Source organism: Sedimentimonas flavescens, from assembly GCF_025154035.1.
GTDB classification, from domain to species: domain Bacteria; phylum Pseudomonadota; class Alphaproteobacteria; order Rhodobacterales; family Rhodobacteraceae; genus Rhodobacter; species Rhodobacter flavescens.
Genome location: NZ_JAOALJ010000001.1, coordinates 26,897 through 45,528, shown reverse-complemented (window position 1 = coordinate 45,528; position 18,632 = coordinate 26,897). Strand labels below are relative to the sequence as shown.

At 63.6% G+C, this 18,632-nt stretch carries 20 protein-coding genes; 10 read left to right on the top strand and 10 right to left on the bottom strand.

Annotated elements, in window-relative coordinates; genetic code table 11:
• Window positions 1–47 precede the first annotated feature (47 nt).
• From sufB to iscR, 3 genes are read right to left on the bottom strand one after another with little or no spacing between them, the layout of a single operon-like run.
• Window positions 48–1,568, bottom strand: coding sequence for a Fe-S cluster assembly protein SufB (sufB, locus tag N3C64_RS00180; protein WP_218631075.1), 1,521 nt, complete (start codon window positions 1,566–1,568; stop codon window positions 48–50).
• A 13-nt stretch (window positions 1,569–1,581) separates the two neighbouring features.
• Window positions 1,582–2,661 carry a cysteine desulfurase family protein gene (locus N3C64_RS00175; protein ID WP_260010577.1) on the bottom strand — a complete coding sequence of 360 codons (1,080 nt, stop codon included), beginning with the start codon at window positions 2,659–2,661 and terminating at the stop codon, window positions 1,582–1,584.
• 28 nt (window positions 2,662–2,689) lie between these two features.
• Window positions 2,690–3,148 carry a Fe-S cluster assembly transcriptional regulator IscR gene (gene iscR / locus N3C64_RS00170; RefSeq protein WP_218631073.1) on the bottom strand — a complete coding sequence of 153 codons (459 nt, stop codon included), beginning with the start codon at window positions 3,146–3,148 and terminating at the stop codon, window positions 2,690–2,692.
• Window positions 3,149–3,347: 199 nt separating this feature from the next.
• Here iscR and N3C64_RS00165 point away from each other — a divergent pair, with 199 nt between their 5' ends.
• From N3C64_RS00165 to N3C64_RS00150, 4 genes are all read left to right on the top strand, one after another.
• Window positions 3,348–4,007, top strand: a complete 660-nt coding sequence (locus tag N3C64_RS00165) for an alpha/beta hydrolase (RefSeq protein WP_218631072.1) — start codon at window positions 3,348–3,350, stop codon at window positions 4,005–4,007.
• The gene (locus tag N3C64_RS00160; RefSeq protein ID WP_218631071.1) at window positions 4,007–4,270 is read left to right on the top strand and encodes a hypothetical protein; all 264 of its coding nucleotides are present in this window, start codon (window positions 4,007–4,009) and stop codon (window positions 4,268–4,270) included. The genes N3C64_RS00165 and N3C64_RS00160 overlap by 1 nt, the downstream gene beginning before the upstream one ends.
• Entirely contained in the window at window positions 4,271–4,867 is a 597-nt protein-coding gene (locus N3C64_RS00155; RefSeq protein WP_260010575.1) for an HD domain-containing protein, read from the top strand. It begins immediately after the preceding gene.
• Window positions 4,868–4,962: 95 nt separating this feature from the next.
• Entirely contained in the window at window positions 4,963–6,177 is a 1,215-nt protein-coding gene (locus tag N3C64_RS00150; RefSeq protein ID WP_260010573.1) for an NADP-dependent isocitrate dehydrogenase, read from the top strand.
• 63 nt (window positions 6,178–6,240) lie between these two features.
• Here the strand turns inward: N3C64_RS00150 and N3C64_RS00145 are convergent, their stop codons facing one another.
• On the bottom strand, window positions 6,241–6,480 hold the full coding sequence (locus tag N3C64_RS00145; RefSeq protein WP_260010570.1) for a hypothetical protein: 240 nt from the start codon (window positions 6,478–6,480) through the stop codon (window positions 6,241–6,243).
• Window positions 6,481–6,883: 403 nt separating this feature from the next.
• Here N3C64_RS00145 and N3C64_RS00140 point away from each other — a divergent pair, with 403 nt between their 5' ends.
• The 4 genes from N3C64_RS00140 to typA all read left to right on the top strand — a co-directional run bounded on the left by N3C64_RS00140 (window position 6,884) and on the right by typA (window position 10,405).
• Complete coding sequence (locus N3C64_RS00140; protein ID WP_260010568.1) at window positions 6,884–7,501, top strand: YitT family protein; 618 nt, start codon at window positions 6,884–6,886, stop codon at window positions 7,499–7,501.
• 68 nt (window positions 7,502–7,569) lie between these two features.
• A complete protein-coding gene (locus N3C64_RS00135) occupies window positions 7,570–8,184 on the top strand; it encodes a YitT family protein (protein ID WP_218631066.1) in 615 nt (204 codons plus the stop codon).
• On the top strand, window positions 8,184–8,516 hold the full coding sequence (locus N3C64_RS00130) for an SMR family transporter (RefSeq protein WP_218631065.1): 333 nt from the start codon (window positions 8,184–8,186) through the stop codon (window positions 8,514–8,516). Before N3C64_RS00135 ends, N3C64_RS00130 begins: the two co-directional genes overlap by 1 nt.
• 71 nt (window positions 8,517–8,587) lie before the next feature.
• A complete protein-coding gene (gene typA / locus N3C64_RS00125) occupies window positions 8,588–10,405 on the top strand; it encodes a translational GTPase TypA (protein ID WP_260010564.1) in 1,818 nt (605 codons plus the stop codon).
• Between the two features lie 104 nt (window positions 10,406–10,509).
• Here the strand turns inward: typA and N3C64_RS00120 are convergent, their stop codons facing one another.
• Window positions 10,510–11,922 carry an aminotransferase-like domain-containing protein gene (locus tag N3C64_RS00120; RefSeq protein WP_218631063.1) on the bottom strand — a complete coding sequence of 471 codons (1,413 nt, stop codon included), beginning with the start codon at window positions 11,920–11,922 and terminating at the stop codon, window positions 10,510–10,512.
• Window positions 11,923–12,009: 87 nt separating this feature from the next.
• Between N3C64_RS00120 and N3C64_RS00115 the strand changes: the two genes are divergently transcribed.
• Window positions 12,010–12,198 (top strand): DUF1127 domain-containing protein, encoded by a 189-nt coding sequence (locus tag N3C64_RS00115; RefSeq protein WP_260010562.1) that lies wholly within the window; start codon window positions 12,010–12,012, stop codon window positions 12,196–12,198.
• Window positions 12,199–12,316: 118 nt separating this feature from the next.
• On the opposite strand, the gene N3C64_RS00110 is transcribed toward N3C64_RS00115, so the two are convergent.
• A complete protein-coding gene (locus tag N3C64_RS00110) occupies window positions 12,317–12,484 on the bottom strand; it encodes a hypothetical protein (protein WP_260010560.1) in 168 nt (55 codons plus the stop codon).
• A 243-nt stretch (window positions 12,485–12,727) separates the two neighbouring features.
• Between N3C64_RS00110 and N3C64_RS00105 the strand changes: the two genes are divergently transcribed.
• The gene (locus N3C64_RS00105) at window positions 12,728–14,377 is read left to right on the top strand and encodes a thiamine pyrophosphate-binding protein (protein WP_260010558.1); all 1,650 of its coding nucleotides are present in this window, start codon (window positions 12,728–12,730) and stop codon (window positions 14,375–14,377) included.
• Window positions 14,378–14,418: 41 nt separating this feature from the next.
• Here N3C64_RS00105 and N3C64_RS00100 read toward each other — a convergent pair whose 3' ends face one another.
• The 4 genes from N3C64_RS00100 to N3C64_RS00085 all read right to left on the bottom strand — a co-directional run bounded on the left by N3C64_RS00100 (window position 14,419) and on the right by N3C64_RS00085 (window position 18,623).
• On the bottom strand, window positions 14,419–15,546 hold the full coding sequence (locus N3C64_RS00100; protein ID WP_260010557.1) for an aminotransferase class V-fold PLP-dependent enzyme: 1,128 nt from the start codon (window positions 15,544–15,546) through the stop codon (window positions 14,419–14,421).
• A 95-nt stretch (window positions 15,547–15,641) separates the two neighbouring features.
• The gene (locus N3C64_RS00095; protein ID WP_260010555.1) at window positions 15,642–16,466 is read right to left on the bottom strand and encodes a ferritin-like domain-containing protein; all 825 of its coding nucleotides are present in this window, start codon (window positions 16,464–16,466) and stop codon (window positions 15,642–15,644) included.
• Between the two features lie 51 nt (window positions 16,467–16,517).
• On the bottom strand, window positions 16,518–17,087 hold the full coding sequence (locus N3C64_RS00090) for a glycosyltransferase family protein (RefSeq protein WP_260010553.1): 570 nt from the start codon (window positions 17,085–17,087) through the stop codon (window positions 16,518–16,520).
• Between the two features lie 93 nt (window positions 17,088–17,180).
• A complete protein-coding gene (locus N3C64_RS00085) occupies window positions 17,181–18,623 on the bottom strand; it encodes an HlyD family type I secretion periplasmic adaptor subunit (protein WP_260010551.1) in 1,443 nt (480 codons plus the stop codon).
• Window positions 18,624–18,632 lie beyond the last annotated feature (9 nt).

Genomic DNA, 18,632 nt, shown 5'->3' with positions numbered 1-18,632 from the left:
GAGTTCCCGGCAGCGTCAGGCGCCCAAGATTGGCAAGACAGCGTCGATCAGCCGACGCTGCCTTCAAGCGAAATCGCCACGAGGCTCTGCGCCTCCATGGCAAATTCCATCGGCAGGGCTTGCAGCACCTCGCGGCAGAAACCGTTCACGACAAGCGCGACGGCCTCTTCCTCGTCCATGCCACGCGCGCGGCAGTAGAACAGCTGATCGTCATCGACCTTGCTGGTCGTCGCCTCGTGCTCGACCCGGCTCGAGTTGTTCTTGACCTCGATATAGGGAACGGTGTGCGCCCCGCATTTGTCGCCGATCAGCAGGCTGTCGCACTGCGTATAGTTGCGCGAGTTCTTGGCCTTGGGGTGCATCGTCACCAGCCCGCGGTAGGTGTTCTGCGCCTGCCCCGCCGAGATCCCCTTGGACACGATGCGCGACTTCGAGTTCTTGCCAAGATGGATCATCTTGGTGCCCGTGTCGGCCTGCTGGTAGTTGTTGGCAATGGCGATCGAGTAGAACTCGCCCGAGGTATCATCGCCGCGCAGGATGCAGGACGGGTATTTCCAGGTGATGGCCGAGCCGGTCTCGACCTGGGTCCACATCACCTTGGCGCGGTCGCCACGGCAATCGGCGCGCTTGGTGACGAAGTTATAGATCCCGCCCTTGCCTTCCTCGTCGCCTGGGAACCAGTTCTGCACGGTCGAATATTTGACCTCGGCATCCTCGAGAATCACGATCTCGACGACGGCCGCGTGTAGCTGCGCAGTGTCGCGCTTGGGCGCGGTGCAGCCTTCGAGGTAGCTGACATACGACCCCTTGTCGGCCACGATCAGCGTGCGCTCGAACTGCCCGGTGTTCTCGGCGTTGATGCGGAAATAGGTCGACAGCTCCATCGGGCAGCGGGTGCCCGGCGGGATGTAGACGAACGAGCCATCAGAGAACACGGCCGAGTTCAGCGTGGCGAAGAAGTTATCCGACTGCGGCACGACCGAGCCGAGGTATTTCTTGACCAGCTCCGGGTGCTCCTTGATCGCCTCGGAGATCGAGCAGAAGATCACCCCCGCCTCGGCCAGTTTGGCCTTGAAGGTGGTGCCGACCGAGACCGAGTCGAAGACCGCATCGACGGCGACCTGACGCTCACCCTCGACGAAATTCTCGGCACCCTCGACGCCGGCAAGGATCAGTTGCTCCTTCAGCGGGATACCCAGCTTTTCGTAAGTTGCCAGCAGCTTGGGATCGACCTCGTCGAGCGACTTGGGCTTCTTCTCCATGCTCTTGGGGCGGGCATAGTAGTAGAGGTCCTGATAGTCGATCTCGGGGTAATGCAGCATCGCCCACTTCGGCTCGACCATAGTCACCCAACGGCGATAGGCGGCAAGGCGCCATTCCAGCATCCACTCGGGCTCGTCATTCTTGGACGAAATCAGGCGCACGATCTCTTCGGAAATGCCCTTGGGGGCGTATTCCATCTCGATCTCGGTCTCCCAACCATATTTGTAGGAGCCCATGTTCTGGACGGTCTCGACCGTTTCACGATCCACGCCCTCACGGACGTCCAGTTCCTGTTCCAAAGCCATATTCCTTTCCGCGTCAGACTCTTGCGCGATGTTTTTTAAGTGCCGCGCCGAAAGCCTCGGCAAAGCGCAGAACCTCATCCTTCGTAACCCCCGGCCCGAGCGAGACCCGCAACGCGGATGCCGCCATATCCTCGGACCAACCCATCGCGCGCAAAACCTTGCTCGCGCGGACCTTGCCCGAGGAACAGGCCGAGCCTGCCGACACGCCGAACCCCGTCAGATCCAGCCGCATCACCTGCGTCTCGCCCTTCCAGCCGGGGCTGACAATCGAAAGCGTATTAGGCAGGATCGCAGGCCCCTGGCCTCCGTCCGCCGAATGATCTCCCGATGTCTCCCAACCCGGAAAATAGAGCGTCTCACCGCTCTCTTCCAGAGCATTCTTTAGAATATTTCTAATTTCAGCGACTTCTTCCCAGACGCCCGCCGCCAGATCGCGCGCGGCAGCCTCGGCGGCCGCGCCAAAACCCGCAATTCCGATCAGGTTCTCGGTGCCCGCACGACGGCCCATTTCCTGCCCGCCACCCCGCAGTTGCGCCGCGATATCGGTGCCCCGCCGCACGACAAGCGCACCGATCCCCTTGGGGCCGCCCAGCTTGTGGGCCGAGACCAGCCCCGCCGTCACGCCAAGCCAGTTGAAGGCAAAGGGGATCTTGCCAAAGGCCTGCGTCAGGTCGCTGACTGCCAGCCCCTCGGGCAATTGCTGGATGACGCCGGTTTCGGAATTAGCCAATTGCAGCGTCGCGCGTGAGGGATCGGGCACAGAGACCCGGCCGAACCCGTCCGCCGCCAGATCCTCCGCACACCAGGCCGAGACCGCGTCATGCTCGATTGCCGCGCAGGCATATCCGCGCCCGGCCAGCGCAAGCGATGCCGCCTCGGTGGCGCCGGAGGTGAAGATGATGTCCTGTCCCTCGGCGCCCAAAGCTGCCGCCACCTGGGCGCGTGCGCGCTCCATCAGCGCCTTGGCCGCCCGCCCCTCCGCATGGACCGAGGACGGATTGCCCACCACATCCATCGCCGCGATCATCGCCGCGCGCGCCTCGGGGCGCAGCGGCGCGGTCGCGTTCCAGTCAAGATAGACCCGTCGGCTCATCCCCGGCCTTTCGCTTGGCGCAGTTGTGTCACTCGTCCACCACCGAAAACAGCGACGGCACCGCCGGACAGGGTTTCAACGCGTTCTTCGTCACATCGGCCAGCGTGGTCTGGTGCAGGAAGACGAATACCTGCGCGCTCAGGCTCTCCCACAGCCGGTTCGACAGCGATTGCGCGCGCGACCCCGAAATGCCGCCCGAGGCGCCCGCCCCCACATGCAGCGCGCTGACCGTTTCATCGACCGCCTCGAAAATCTCGGAGACGCGAATTTCCTCGGGGTTGCGGGCCAGGCGATAGCCGCCACCCGGGCCGCGCACCGACTCCACCAGCCCCGCGCGGCGCAGCCGCACGAACAACTGTTCGAGGTAGGGCAGCGAGATATCCTGACGCTTCGAGATCGCGGCAAGCGAGGTCATCGCATCGGGGCCGGCCATCGCCAGATCCACCAACGCCACCATCGCATAGCGTCCTTTGGTCGAAAGTTTCATCGCCGCCTCCCCCAAGCGCCCGTTCGCATTGCAAATGCGGGGCAAAGCATTGACGCCGCGCCTTGGGCCGCTTAACTCAATTCCACCCATATTCCCGGCATCCCGCCGGGGATTGCCCCGTCCTAGGGTGTCTGAGCGAAAGCGTCAAGCATACGCACCGTCGCACCCCCGGACCCAGAGAATAAAGCAGCGAGAGCCGATGCCCGAAGTCATTTTCCCCGGTCCCGAAGGACGCCTCGAGGGCCGCTACCATCCGCAGCCCATGCCGGACGCGCCGATCGCGATCATCCTGCACCCCGATCCGCAGTTCGGCGGCACGATGAACAACCGCGTCGTCTATAACCTGCACTACGCCTTCCATAAGATCGGCTTCACCGTTCTGCGCTTCAACTTCCGGGGCGTCGGCCGCAGCCAGGGCGAGTATGACCAGGGCATTGGCGAGCTGTCAGATGCAGCCTCGGCGCTTGATTACCTGCAAGCGATGAACCCGAATTCGAAACATTGCTGGGTGGCCGGGTTCTCGTTCGGCGCCTGGATCGGGATGCAACTGCTGATGCGCCGCCCCGAGATCACCGGATTCATCTCCGTCGCGCCGCCCGCGAACATGTATGACTTCAGCTTCCTTGCGCCCTGCCCCTCGTCCGGCCTGATCATCAACGGCACCGCCGACCGCGTGGCGCCGCCGAAGGACACGCATACGCTGGTGTCCAAGCTGCGCGAGCAGAAGGGCATCACCATCACCCACGAGGAAGTCGAAGGCGCCGACCACTTCTTCAAGGATGACGAAGCACATATGAAGCCGATGATCGACTCGGTTCAGGGCTATGTGAAGCGTCGCCTGACCGAGGGCTCGCGCTGATGGCTCTGCTCGACGAACTGGCCGACGCATTGGCCGCCGATGTGATGGCGGCCATGAAGGAGTTCGACGATGACCGGCTTTACATGGAAGTGAGCAAGGTCATCGGCACCTCCTCGCCCTCGCTGCAAGAGGCTTTCAACACCTCGTGCCGCCTGCGCCTGTCCGAGCAGCGCGCGCGCAAGTTCCTTGACGAGACGATCCGCGCCCGGCGCGAGGGCACCAAGGCCCCCGCCGCGCCTCGCGACACCGAGGGCGGGCACTAGATGACCGAGCGCCTCTCGCAGCAATTCGCCTTTCTGCTGGAGGCTGAGAAGCTCAAATCCGTCTATCGGGCCACCCCGCTTGCGGATAACTCGCGCCGCGAGAACTCGGCCGAGCATAGCTGGACGCTTGCGCTTTACGCGCTGGTGCTGGCCGATCAGGCCGGCCCCGGCGTGGACGTGAACCGCGCGATCCGGATGCTTTTGCTGCACGATCTGGTCGAGATCGACGTGGGTGACGTGCCGATCCATTCCTCGGACGGCACGGCCCATGGCTCGGCCGATATTCAGGCCGCCGAAGCGGCCGCGGCTGAGCGTTTATTCGGACTTCTCCCCAACGACTTACGCGCCGAACTTGAAGCGACCTGGCACGAGTTTGAGGCCGCCCAGACCCCCACCGCGATCTTTGCGAAAAGCCTTGATCGGGTGCAGCCCGTGATGCTGAACCTCGAAGGCGGCGGCGGCAGCTGGCTGGAGTACGATGTAAATTGGGAACAGCTTGAATCCCGCGTCGGCGCCAAGGTGTCGCACGGACTGCCCGCGGTCTGGGCCTGGGTTCAGGACCGCATTCGCCCCTGGTTCACACTTCGCGGCCGCTGAGATAATTTTCGGTATACCAATGCATACCGACTATGGCCTTTTCCTCCGGAATGGGGTATGAGCCGCGCATCACTTATTCATGCGCGGAGCAAGTCATGACGAAGATCAAGGTTGAAAACCCCGTCGTCGAACTCGACGGCGACGAGATGACGCGGATCATCTGGGACTTCATCAAGAAGAAACTGATCCTGCCCTATCTCGACCTCGACCTGCTCTATTACGATCTGGGCATCGAAGAGCGCGACCGCACCGAGGACCAGATCACCATCGACGCCGCCCTGGCGATCAAGGAACACGGCGTTGGCGTGAAATGCGCCACGATCACCCCCGACGAGGCCCGCGTCGAGGAATTCGGCCTCAAGCAGATGTGGAAGTCGCCCAACGGCACGATCCGCAACATCCTGGGCGGCGTGATCTTCCGCCAGCCGATCATCTGCCGCAACGTGCCGCGTCTGGTTCCCGGCTGGACCAAGCCGATCGTTGTCGGTCGCCACGCCTTCGGCGACCAGTACAAGGCCACCGATTTCCGCTTCCCGGGCAAGGGCAAGCTGACGATGAAATTCGTCGGCGAGGACGGAACCGTGATCGAGAAAGAGGTCTATAAGGCCCCCTCCTCGGGCGTCTACATGGGGATGTATAACCTCGACGACTCGATCATCGACTTCGCACGGGCCTCGCTGAACTATGGTCTGAACCTCGGCTGGCCCGTGTATCTCTCGACCAAGAACACTATCCTCAAGGCCTATGACGGGCGCTTCAAGGACCTGTTCCAGAAGGTCTATGAGGAAGAGTTCGAAGAGAAGTTCAAGGCCGCCGGGATCTGGTACGAGCACCGTCTGATCGACGACATGGTCGCTTCGGCGCTGAAATGGTCAGGCGGCTACGTCTGGGCCTGCAAGAACTACGACGGCGATGTGCAGTCGGATACCGTGGCGCAGGGCTTCGGCTCGCTCGGGCTGATGACCTCGGTTCTGATGACGCCCGATGGCAAGACGGTTGAGGCCGAGGCAGCCCATGGCACCGTCACCCGTCACTATCGTCAGCATCAGGCGGGCAAGCAGACCTCGACCAACTCGATCGCGTCGATCTACGCTTGGTCTGGTGGCCTCAAGCACCGTGCCAAGCTGGACAACAACGCACAGCTGATGCGCTTTGCCGAGACGCTTGAGAAGGTCACCGTGCAGGCGGTCGAGGATGGTTTCATGACCAAGGATCTGGCGCTGCTGGTCGGCCCCGATCAGAAATGGCTAACCACGATGGGCTTCCTTGAGAAGATCGACGAGTATCTGAACAAGGCGCTGGTCGGTTAAGACAGCCAATCTCTTAGCAAATGAAAAGGGCCGGCACAGCGCCGGCCCTTTTCATTTGCTCCGCTACCAACCGCAGTGCTGCCAGTATGGCCTTGGGGGCGAGGTGGATTTCGGCGGCAGGCCGATGTCGCGGCGCATGTGATCGTCGAGATCGACGAAGTTGGCGGCCAGAGGGCGCGCCGCACGCGGCCGCAGCGTGGCAAGCAGGGCCGCGATCAGAACGCGCCGCGCGCCGTGGATCGCGATTGCGGCTTCGATGGAGGATGCGGGCACGGGCCCGGCATGATGGGTCAGTCTGGTCATGTGATTTCCGGAATGCGCGCAAACGCCCCCGGCCTCTGGTTTGTGGTGAAGAAACCGGACCGAGACGAGCCGTGACAAAGCGCAAACGCCGTGTCGGGATCAGCAATGAGGTCCGGTGGAGGGTTCAGACATGGACCGCTTGAGGTCCGGGCGACGGATCAGGCCTGTCGGCGTGCTCCGGTGCGGGTGGCAGTTGCCCCTGCGCGATGCCAGCCGGCTGCTTGGGCGTAAACGTGTACAGTCATGTTCCGCCCTCCTGTCTGAATTAGCCGGATGGCGCCAGAAACCATAGGCGACCGAGTCGCGGCAAATGGAAATGCAATGGATCGCGCCGCTGCGCGTCTCGCGTTGCGGACGCGCCACAGGCTCTTGTCGGCCCTCGCGCCGCGTGACAGAAAGCGCCATGACCGAGATCATCGCTGAAAACCCCGCCCGACACACCCCGCTGGATGATGCGCAAGGCATCGCCTTTGGCAGCCTCATGGCGGCATTTGGCGTGCTTATGCTAACGCATCTGGGTTTCGTTACGGGCCAGACGGCGGGGCTTGCGATTCTCGTGTCCTACGCGACCGGCTGGGGCTTTGGCCCGGTGTTTTTCGTGATCAACCTGCCCTTCTACTGGTTCGGTTATCGCCGGCTTGGAGGCGGGTTCGTGCTCAAGACCTTCCTTGCGGTCGCGCTTCTCTCGGCGCTGACGATGGTGCTGCCGCAGTATATCTCGTTCCAGAACCTGCACCCGGCCATAGGCGCCGTTCTGATCGGCTTCGTCTCCGGCTCGGCGCTGCTTGCGCTGTTCCGCCATGGTGCGAGCCTTGGCGGCGTCGGCATTCTTGCGCTCTATTTGCAGGATAAGACCGGGTTCAAGGCGGGCTGGACGCAACTGCTGTTCGACGCCTGCGTCTTTGCGATCGCCCTGACCCTGCGCGACTGGCAGACCATCGCCTGGTCGGCGCTTGGCGCGCTGGTGCTGAACCTTGTGATCGCGCTCAATCATCGCCGCGATCGCTACATCGCCCTCTGACGCCGACGCATTCCCGCCATGCGCGCGCGGCAATGGACGTGACCGATGCGTTGCGGCATTAGTGGGTCATGATTGCTGACCTTAAAATCGAGAAGCACTACTCCCTCTTTGAGGATATCCAAGGCTTGCTGATCGCATCGGCCCAGGCGGCCTTGGGCATTCACCTGCTGCGAGCGGCCGGGCTGGTCACGGGTGGCACGGCGGGTCTTGCGCTGATCATCTCCTATCTCACGGGCTGGAGTTTCAGCCTTGTCTTCTTCGTGATCAACATCCCCTTCTATGGCTTTGCCTATTGGGCGCGCGGCGCGGCCTTCTGCCTGAAAAGTCTGATGACGGTAACGCTCGTGTCGCTGCTGGCCGAGGCGCTCAAGCCGCTCTTTGCCGTGGGCTCCATCCACCCCGGCATCGCCGCGGTTCTCTTCGGTGTCAGCGCAGGTGTCGGACTGCTCGGGCTCTTTCGTCACTCGGGCAGCCTTGGCGGGGTCTCCATCGTCGCGGTGATCTTGCAGGATAAGTTCGGCATCAAGGCAGGCTGGACACAGCTGACCCACGATCTGGTGCTGTTTGCCGTCGCGCTGTGGATCCTGCCCATCGACCGGGTCCTGTGGTCACTGCTCGGCGCGGTGATCGTGAACCTCGTGATCGCCTTCAATCACCGCCGCGACTGGTATATCGTGACCTGATGCAGACCTACCTGTATCTCCTGATCGCCGTCGTGTTCGAGACCTTCGGCTCCTCCTGCCTGCAAGCCAGCCAGCAGTTCACACGATTCTGGCCTTCGGTCGGGGTGATCGTCGGGTTCGGAGCGGCGTTCTGGTTCTTCACGCTGGTGCTGAAGGTGCTGCCGCTTGGGGTGACCTACGCGCTCTGGTCGGGCATCGGAATGGTGCTGATCGCCCTGTCGGGCTGGATGCTGTTCGGGCAGAAACTGGACCTTGCCGCAACGCTTGGCATCGGGCTGATCATTGCCGGCATTCTCGTCATAAACCTGTTTTCCAACTCCTCTACGCACTAAGCGGCGCTTCGGGCTGGCGCTGGCGACCAATTTCCTCTATGGCCGCCCCAAACCACGAACAGGCGGACGAAATGGACATTCGCAACATTGCGATCATCGCACACGTTGACCACGGCAAGACGACCCTGGTTGACCAGCTTCTGAAACAATCCGGCGCTTTCCGCGAAAACCAGGCAGTGGCCGAGCGCGCCATGGACAGCAACGATATTGAGCGTGAGCGCGGCATCACCATTCTGGCCAAGGCGACCTCGGTCGAGTGGAAAGGCACCCGCATCAATATCGTCGACACCCCCGGCCACGCCGATTTCGGCGGCGAGGTGGAGCGCATCCTGTCGATGGTCGATGGCGTCTGCCTGCTGGTCGATGCCGCCGAAGGCCCGATGCCGCAGACCAAATTCGTGACCTCGAAGGCGCTCGCGCTTGGCCTCAAGCCGATCGTGGTGCTGAACAAGGTCGACAAACCCGCCGCCGACCCGGAAAACGCGCTGAACGAGGTTTTCGACCTCTTCGCCAACCTCGGCGCCTGCGACGAGCAGCTTGATTTCCCGCATGTCTATGCATCGGGCATCGGCGGTTGGGCCGATCTAGAACTGGACGGCCCGCGCCAGGATCTCTCGGCGCTGTTCGATCTGATCCTGAAGCATGTCGAGCCGCCCAAGCAGGAGTTCCGCGCCGACGAGCCCTTCCAGATGCTCGCGACCACGCTTTCGGCCGACCCGTTCATCGGCCGCATCCTGACCGGCCGCGTCGAGGCGGGCCGTCTGCGCGTGGGCGATGCGCTCAAGGCGCTCTCGCGCACCGGCGAGCGGATCGAGCAGTTCCGCTGCACCAAGATCCTGGCCTTCCGCGGCCTGACGCAGCAGCCCATCGACGTGGCCGAAGCCGGTGACATCGTCACCATCGCGGGCATGACCAAGGCCACCGTGGCCGATACGCTTTGCGCGCTGGACGTGGACACCGCGATCCCCGCACAGCCGATCGACCCGCCGACCATCTCGGTCACCTTCGGCATCAACGACAGCCCGCTGGCGGGCCGTGACGGCAACAAGGTCCAGTCGCGCGTCATCCGCGAGCGCCTGATGAAAGAGGCGGAAACCAACGTCGCGATCCGCGTCGAGGACACCCCCGGTGGCGATGCCTTCGTCGTCTCGGGCCGCGGCGAATTGCAGATGGGCGTTTTGATCGAGAACATGCGCCGCGAGGGCTTCGAGCTGTCGATTTCGCGCCCGCGCGTGATCTTCCGCGAAGAGAACGGCGAGCGTATGGAGCCCATCGAAGAGGTGATCGTCGATGTGGATGACGAATACTCGGGCGTTGTCATCGAGAAGCTGACCGGCAACCGCAAGGGTGATCTGGTCGAGATGCGCCCCGCCGGCCACGGCAAGACCCGCATCGTCGCCCATGTGCCCTCGCGCGGGTTGATCGGCTACCAGGGCGAGTTCATGACCGACACGCGCGGCAACGGCGTGCTTAACCGCATCTTCCACGACTGGGCGCCCTACAAGGGTGCGATCCAGGGCCGTCGTCAGGGCGTGCTGATCTCGATGGAGAACGGCGTGTCGGTGGCCTATGCGCTGTGGAACCTCGAGGAGCGCGGCAAGCTGTTCATCGGCGCGCAGGAGCAAGTCTATACCGGCATGATCATCGGCGAGCATTCGCGCGACAACGATCTTGAGGTCAACCCGCTCAAGGGCAAGAAGCTGACCAACGTGCGCGCCTCGGGCACGGACGAAGCCGTGCGCCTGACCCCGCCGGTGCGTATGAGCCTTGAAGAGGCGATCGCCTATATCAACGATGACGAACTGGTTGAAGTGACGCCGAAGATCGTGCGTCTGCGCAAGCGCCACCTTGACCCGCATGAGCGCAAGCGCGCCTCGCGCGCCGAGTAACGGATTGCGGAGCGGGGGCGCTGCCCCCGCACCCCCGGGATATTTCGGCCACATTGAAGGCAGAGCAGTCTTAGCCCCGCGCCCGACCGGCGCGGGGTTTTGCATCAGACCGGCAGGTCACCGGGCGGATTTTCAAGCAGCCGCACGAGGCGACGGATCGCGCGTTGGAAGCGCTCTTCGGGCACACCACCCGCCATGGCGATGCGCACGGCGTTCGGGGCATGACCATCTTGCAGGACGTATTCATCGGCCGAGCGCAGCAGGACGCCCTCGGCTTCGGCCTCGCGCGCGAAGGTGGAGGCGCGCCAGCCAAGCGGCAACCTGAGCCAGACAAAGCTGAGGCCGGGTTGCCATGAGACATCCTGGTCACCGAAGGCCTGCACCACCATTTGCAAGCGGCGGCTCATCACGTCCTGAGCGGCCTGGCGCAGACGCATGGCCTCGCCCGAGCTGAAGAGGCGCGTGACAATATCTGTGACCGGGCGCGGCAGACCGAAGTAGCTGTGTTGCGCGGTGAGGCGCCCGGCTTCGCCCATGCCCTCGGGGGCCACCACAATGCCGAACCGCATTCCGGCCGAGATCGTCTTGGAGAGCGATGTCACATGCCAGGACCGCTCTGGGGCGATCACACGCAGGCTTTCCAAGCCCGAGACGGGCGCGGTGTAGCAATCGTCCTCGATGATCTGCAGGTCGTGCTTGCGGGCGACCTCGGCAATGGCGATGCGTCGGGCGCTTCCCATCCGGGCCGTCGTCGGGTTTTGCGCGTCGGGCGTGATACAGACGATCTGGCCGCCATGCTTGCGGCAGGCCGCGTCGAGCGCCTCGGGAATCATGCCCTCCTCATCGAGCGCGATCGAGATAACCTCGGCCCGATTGAGGCGCGCGGCGTGGCGGAAGCCCGGATAGGCCAGCTCCTCACACAGAACGACGGGGCGGTCGCCACGAAGGCAGCACTGCATAACGATATTGATCCCGTTCTGCCCACCATGCGTCAGAACCAGGTCATCAGCGGTGATCACGGACGAGATCGCGTAGCCCCAGAACCACTCCAGCGCGGCCTCGCGGCAATACTGATCGCGGCGCAGGCCGGGGTATTCGAGATACTGCCGCCCAAGCTCTTGCGCTGCCTCCGCCATGACCGTCGCCAGCGCCTGGGTCTGACCAACGTCGGGCAACTGCGGCGAGCGCAGATCGACGACGCCATCATCGTCACTCGGATCGGTCAATGGCTGGCGGTAGAGCGGCTCGGTCGGCCCAAGGCGGCGCGATTGTGTCGATACAAATGTACCACGGCCGACCGCGGCCTCGAGCAGCCCTTCCTGAGTTGCGATCTGATAGGCACGCGCGACTGTCCCCGGTGTCACCCCGAGTTTCCAAGCCAAATTACGTACTGTTGGCAAGCGTGTACCGGGCGCGAGATCACCGCGGCGTACGCCTTCGCGCAGCGCCCTCACCAGCGAGAGATACTTCGGTCCCGATTGATGCGTGAGGGCTGGAGCCCAATTTGTATCAGTCACAATATTTCTCTGGATACGTTTGTATGGGTTTTATATGATCAGTTTAACCCAGATGACAGAATTGTATCAATACGAAAAAGGTGCGTCATGCTAAGCCATTCGCTTCGTCACATTGCCCCGCTCCGCGCCAAGCGCGCCGGCCTGCGTGCGCATGTCACGAAGTGGCTTGAGATGCGCCAGACCCGCGCAGCGCTTGCCCGGTTGGACCCGCACCTGCTGCGCGATATCGGGCTGGATTCAGCGCGGGCTACGGCCGAAGCGCGCCGCACGTTCTAAAGTTTCAGGAGCCGCAGTCCCCTGTCGGATCCTCTTCCTCGGCCGGGCTTAGCCCGGCCTTTTTTTGTTTAAATTTAGAGCCTTATCCGGAGATCTACTCAGCAACAATCAGAGGCCCTCAAAGCTCGGCTGCGAGCGTCCGGATGGCCTTGAACTGCCGCGCAGCGCGCGACTGCGCCACGACCAGCGAACGATCATTCGCCAGCCCCTGAACGTGTCTGACCATGCGCTGCGCCTCACCGTCGTCACCCGCGATTTCGACGCCACCGAGACGGCTATGCGGCATTCCAAAAACGTCCGGTCCCGCCTGAAGGGGTCTTGGAATTCGGATTGTGCCAAACGAAACCATCAGAGGTCAGAATTGTATCGGTTTGTCGCGGATTCGTGCCCGTCTTACTCCGATCAATTCACTTGCACGAAAGAGGCGATTGCGGACCCACACAACCGCACCGGACTGGTCGGCACGGCGCGCAGGGTATAGGAATCGCGAAACGGGGCCGTGCAGAGCCCGAAGGACCGGAGGAATACGATGAAGACAGGTGGCCAACTGATCGTCGAGGCGCTGAAGGCGAACGGCGTGAAGCAGATCAGCTGTGTGCCCGGCGAGAGCTATCTGGCCGTGCTGGACGCGCTCTATGACAGCGGGATCGATGTCATGGTCTGCCGTCAGGAAGGCGGCGCGGCGATGATGGCCGACTGCTGGGGCCGCCTGACCGGGCAACCCGGCATCTGCATGGTAACGCGCGGGCCGGGCGCGACGAACGCAAGCGCTGGTCTGCATATCGCCCATCAGGACGCGATCCCGATGATCCTGTTTATCGGCCAGGTCCAGCGCCCGGCACGTGAACGCGAGGCTTTTCAGGAGGTCGAATACCGCCGTGCCTTCACCGAGTTCGCCAAATGGGTGGGCGAGATCGACGACGCCAGCCGCATCCCGGAATTCGTGACCCGCGCCTTCGCGGTGGCGACCTCGGGGCGCCCCGGTCCCGTCGTTTTGACGCTGCCTGAAGACATGCTCGACGATCTGGTCGAGGCGCCGGAGGCGCAGCCCTATATGCCCGTCGAGGCCCATCCCGGCCCGCAGCAGATCGCGGCACTGGCCGAGGCGCTCGCGCAGGCCAAGCGCCCGATGGTGATCCTTGGCGGCACTCGTTGGAGCGACGCCGCCGTAGCCGAGATCACGCGCTTTGCAGAACGCTTCCAGCTTCCGGTCGGCTGCTCGTTCCGGCGGCAGATGCTGTTTGATCACCTGCACCCGAGTTATGCGGGCGATGTCGGGATCGGTATCAACCCGGCGCTGGCCGAGGAGATCAAGAAATCCGACCTGCTGATCCTGATCGGCGCACGGATGTCCGAGATGCCCTCGTCGCGCTACACGCTGATCGATGTCCCCTACCCCGCGCAAAAGCTGGTTCACGTTTATCCCGACCCGGATGAACTGGGTCGCGTCTACTGTGCCGACCTGCCGATCTGCGCCGCGCCCGATGCGTTTTGCGCTGCCCTTGCGGCGCTGGAACCCGCAGCCGCGCCGGTCTGGGCTGAGCGCACCGCGCGAATGCATGACAGCTACCTTGCCTGGTCCACCCCTCCGAAAACCGGCCCCGGCGACGTGCAGATGGGCCCGATCATGGAGTGGATCGAGGCCAACACCGCCCCAGATGCGATCTTCACCAATGGCGCAGGCAATTACGCGACCTGGGTGCATCGCTATCACCGCTTCCGGCAGTTCAACACGCAGGCGGCGCCGACCTCGGGGTCGATGGGCTACGGACTGCCTGCCGCCGTTGCCGCGAAGAAGCTGTTCCCCGAGCGCGAGGTAATCTGTTTCGCGGGCGATGGTTGCTTCATGATGCACGGGCAGGAATTCATTACCGCCGTGCGCTACGGCCTTCCGCTGATCACCGTGCTTGTGAACAACGGCATCTACGGCACGATCCGCATGCATCAGGAACGCGACTACCCCGGTCGTGTCAGCGGAACCGATCTGGTGAACCCCGACTTCGTGGCTTTCGCCGAGGCCTATGGCGGTCACGGAGAGCTGGTCGCACGCACCGAAGACTTCGGTCCCGCGTTCGAGCGCGCCCGCGCCAGCGGCAAGCCCGCAATCATCGAGGTGCGCCTTGACCCCGAGGCGATCACGCCGGCGCGCACGCTCAGCCAGATCCGCAGCGGCACCTGAACGGATGAGCGGGGCAAGGCTTGGCGCCTTGCCCCATCGCTTTACAGAACCCGATCGACAACGGCGCGCAGGCGGGCCACCGTGCCATCGATGTCGGTGATCTTGTCGAGCCCGAAAAGGCCAAGACGGAAAGTGCGGAACTCGGCCCCCTCGCCCACTTGCAGCGGCACACCGGCGGCAATCTGCATCCCCTCGGCGAGGAATTTCTTGCCGTTCTGAATATCCGGGTCGTCGGTATAGGACACCACAACCCCCGGCGCACCAAACCCCTGCGCCGCGACCGAGCGCACACCCTTCTCCGCCAGCATCTCGCGCACCGCGCGACCAAGCGCCCATTGCGCCTCTTTCATCGCGTCGAAGCCAAGCACCCGTGTCTCGGCCATCGCATCGCGCAGGCCGACCAGTGCATCGGTCGGCATGGTTGCGTGATAGGCGTGACCGCCCCCCTCATAGGCCGCCATAATCGCGCGCCACTTCTTGAGGTCCATCGCGAAAGAGTTCGATACCGTCTCTTCCAGCAGTGCAGCGGCGCGTGCCGACATCATCACCATCCCCGCTGAGGGCGAGGCCGACCAGCCCTTTTGCGGCGCTGAGATCAGCACATCGACGCCCGTCGCCTGCATATCGACCCAGATGCACCCCGAGGCGATACAGTCGAGCACCAGCAGCGCACCCACCTCATGCGCGGCCTCGGCCATGGCACGGATATAATCATCGGGCAGGATGATCCCCGAGGAGGTTTCGACATGCGGCGCAAAGACAACCTCGGGCCGCGCCTCGCGGATACGCGCGATGACCTCTTCGATGGGCGGCGGCGCATAGGCGGGCTGCGGGACATTCCCGGCCGGGCGCGCCATGACCACGGTCGTGTCGCTGGCAAAACCACCTGCCTCGAAAATCTGCGTCCAGCGATAAGAGAACCAGCCGTTGCGCACGATCAGCGCGTGACGCCCACCGGCGAACTGGCGTGCCACGGCCTCCATCGCGAAGGTGCCGCCACCGGGCACCAGGGCGACGGCCCCGGCGCCATAAACCTCTCGCAACATGGATGAGATGTCGCGCATAACACCTTGAAAACGTGCGGACATATGGTTCAGCGAGCGGTCGGTGAAAACGACCGAGAACTCGCTCAGGCCATCGGGATCGACATCGGGACGCAGACCGGGCATTTCGTGGTTCCTCCTGTTCTTTGCGATCACCCTAGTCTTGGGCAACCGCGCAGGGCCAGCGAAAAACCGCCCGCGCCCCCGGACAGGATGCCGCGCTACTCGGCCTGCTCGGCCAGTGGCCAGTAGAAATCGGGGGGAATGCCCGCCTCGGCGCGCTTTTCCTCGTTGAAGGGCGGCTTCAGCGCCCCATGGAAATACTTGCGCACCAGGGCGTGGAACGTCTCTTTCGGGTCCATCTCGTGCCGTCCACAGAGAAAGTGGAACCATTTCGAGCCATAGGCGACATGCCCCACCTCTTCGGCGTAGATCGTCTCAAGCGAGGCGATAGCATCAGGCTGGTCGGCCTTGCGGAAAATCTCGATCATGCCCGGCGTCACATCAAGCCCGCGCGCCTCAAGCACCATGGGCACGACCGTCAGGCGCCCCATGAGGTCCGTTGCAGTGTCCTCGGCTGCGCGCCACATGCCGGCATGGGCCGGAAGCTCGCCATAGTAGCTGCCAAGCGTTGCAAGGCAGTCGCTGATCAGCCGGAAATGCTTGGCCTCTTCGTCGGCCGATTTCACCCAGTCGTCGTAGAAACCTAGCGGCATCGGCGTCGCGGTGAAGCGCGCGATGATATCCCAGTGCAGATCGACGGCGTTCAGTTCGATATGCGCCACAGCGTGCAGCAGCGCCTTGCGTCCCGCAGGGGTTCCAGGCCTGCGGCGCGGCACATCGCGCGGTGCCAGCAATTCGGGGCGCTCGGGCCGCGCCGGTCGCGCGGGCGGCTCGGCGCTACCGATGGGCATGGGTTGGCCAGCGGCGCGCCCCTCGAACCAGGCCTTGGCATAAAGCCGCGACTTCGCGGTTTTCTCCATCGCGTCGGCGGTGGTCAGAACATCAACAGCACAGGCGGCAAGGGTATCGGGAATCTGTATCATCCCTATCACCTACCCAATCCGCCGCACTCTTGCGAGGGGGTGCTGCCCCGCCTATGCCCCGCGCATGTGACTGCGCTGCAAGAAGCGGTAGAGGCGCAGCTTGATGCGGTCATTCAGGCCCGACAGCGACAGTACTGCCTGCGCGAGGCGCGCGCAGATAGCCGGGTCGCAGGGACAGTTGCGGATAAATCGTTCCGCGTGGCGGACAAGCGCCTTGCGATCATGATCCACCTCGGAGCCAAGGCTCAGCAGATCCAGCATCCCCTGCGCGAGATCCTCCGCCGTGCAGGCCGGATCAAACTCGGGCTGACCAGACTGCCGGCGGAAATGATTGACCGAGGCTGTGATGCTGAAATGCGTGTGCCGCGCGCGATTCGCCGGACCTGAACTGCGCCCCACATGCCGCCGCATGTTCAAAAGCGGCTCGGGCAGATTCCCGAAGCGCGCCGAGCCGATCATGCGCAGCCACAGATCGTAGTCCTGCGCCAGTCGGAAGCGCGGATCATATCCGCCGGCTTCGGCAATCGCGCTGCGGCGCATCATCACTGCGGGGTGGCAGATCTGGTTCGCCAGAGGCAGAGCCCGCACGATATCCTCGTGCTGAGTGGGAAGCGATTTCACACCACGCCGACGCAACATGCTGTAGCCACCCATCCGCCGATAGCTCGACCCCAGTACATCAAGCTCTTGCGCAGCGCGACCAGCAGACCCTCTCTAGTGCCCCACGAAGCTGCGGTTGAACGAGGTCCTGACCGGATCGAGCAGGTAGCTGACCAGCGTCTGTTCGTCGTCGAGGAAGATGATCTCGACCGGCATCCCAGAGGTGAGCACCACGTCGGGCAGACTTCTCAGTGCCTCCTGATCTACGCTGACATCGGCCATGAAATAGGGCACGTCGGTGCGCTCGTCGATGATGCGGTCCGCCGAGACCGAGCGCACCTGGCCAAAGATCTGCGGCAGGTTGCGCTGGCGGTAGGCCGTCAGCACGACCCGAACGCGCATACCGGTGTAGATTCTGTCGATGTCGGTCGGGCGCACGCGCGCCTCGGCCAGCAGTTCGATATCGGCGGGCACGATGTCCAGCAGCGCCTGCCCCGGCTTGATCACCCCGCTCATGGTCGCGACCTGCATGTTCGCCACGGTACCCGAGACCGGGGCACGAATGACAAGTCGTTCCAACCGGTCCCGATAGGCGGGCAGATCGCTGCGGGTCAGCGCCAGTTCGGCGCGGGTCTGCGCAAGCTCGCCACTTGCGGCCTCAAGCATCTCCTCGCGCAGGGTCTGCATTTGCAGCTGCGTCTCGGCGACCTGCTCGCCGATGCGGGCGATCTCGGTCTGGGACTGCGCGATTTCCGAACGCACACTCGCGCTTTCGCGCTCCAGCGCCAGCACTTGCGGGAGCCGTTGCAGGCCCTTGTCATAAAGGTCACGCGCTGTGGCGATTTCGCCGCGCAGGATGTCGAGCTCCTGGTTCTTGGCCTCGACCACGCCTTCGATCCCGTGCGCGGTGGTGCGTAGCTGCTCGGCGCGCGCCAGCAGCACGTTCTCTCGCGCCTGCTGCGTGGTTCGGCGGGTCTGCAAAAGCTCCTGCTGGCCGGTGAAGACCGTCATCGCCTCGGGCGGCAGGTCAGCGAAGGCCGCGGGCGGATCGTGCATTTCGGTGCCCTGCAACTCGGCCGCCAGCCGGGCCTCGACCGCGAGCAGATAGATATATCGCTCGGTCTTCGCGGAAAGCGCCCCGCGCGTTTCGGTGTCATCAAGCAAGATCAGCGGCGCGCCCGCAGTCACTTTCGAGCCATCGGCGACGAGGATCTCTTTCACGATCCCGCCTTCGAGGTGCTGCACCGTCTTGGTGTCGCCCATCGGGCTGAAAACCCCAGGCGCAACGGCGGCCCCGGCAAGCGGAACGAGCCACGACCACATCCCCATCACGCCAATAAAGAGGCCAAGCGCGACAAGACCGGTTAGGACGGGCGCTCGCACCGCGCCCGCCAGAACGCCTGTCCCCGCTTGACGCCGGAAAACCATCCAGAAAGCGCCACCAAGAAGCAGCGCCACACCCGCCGCAACATAAGCGCCTGAGCCCGTCGCCCCCTCGATCTTCGAGAGAACCTCGCCCAGTGCCGCGCGAAACCACTCTGCATCAGGCAACGACATGTTCCCTCC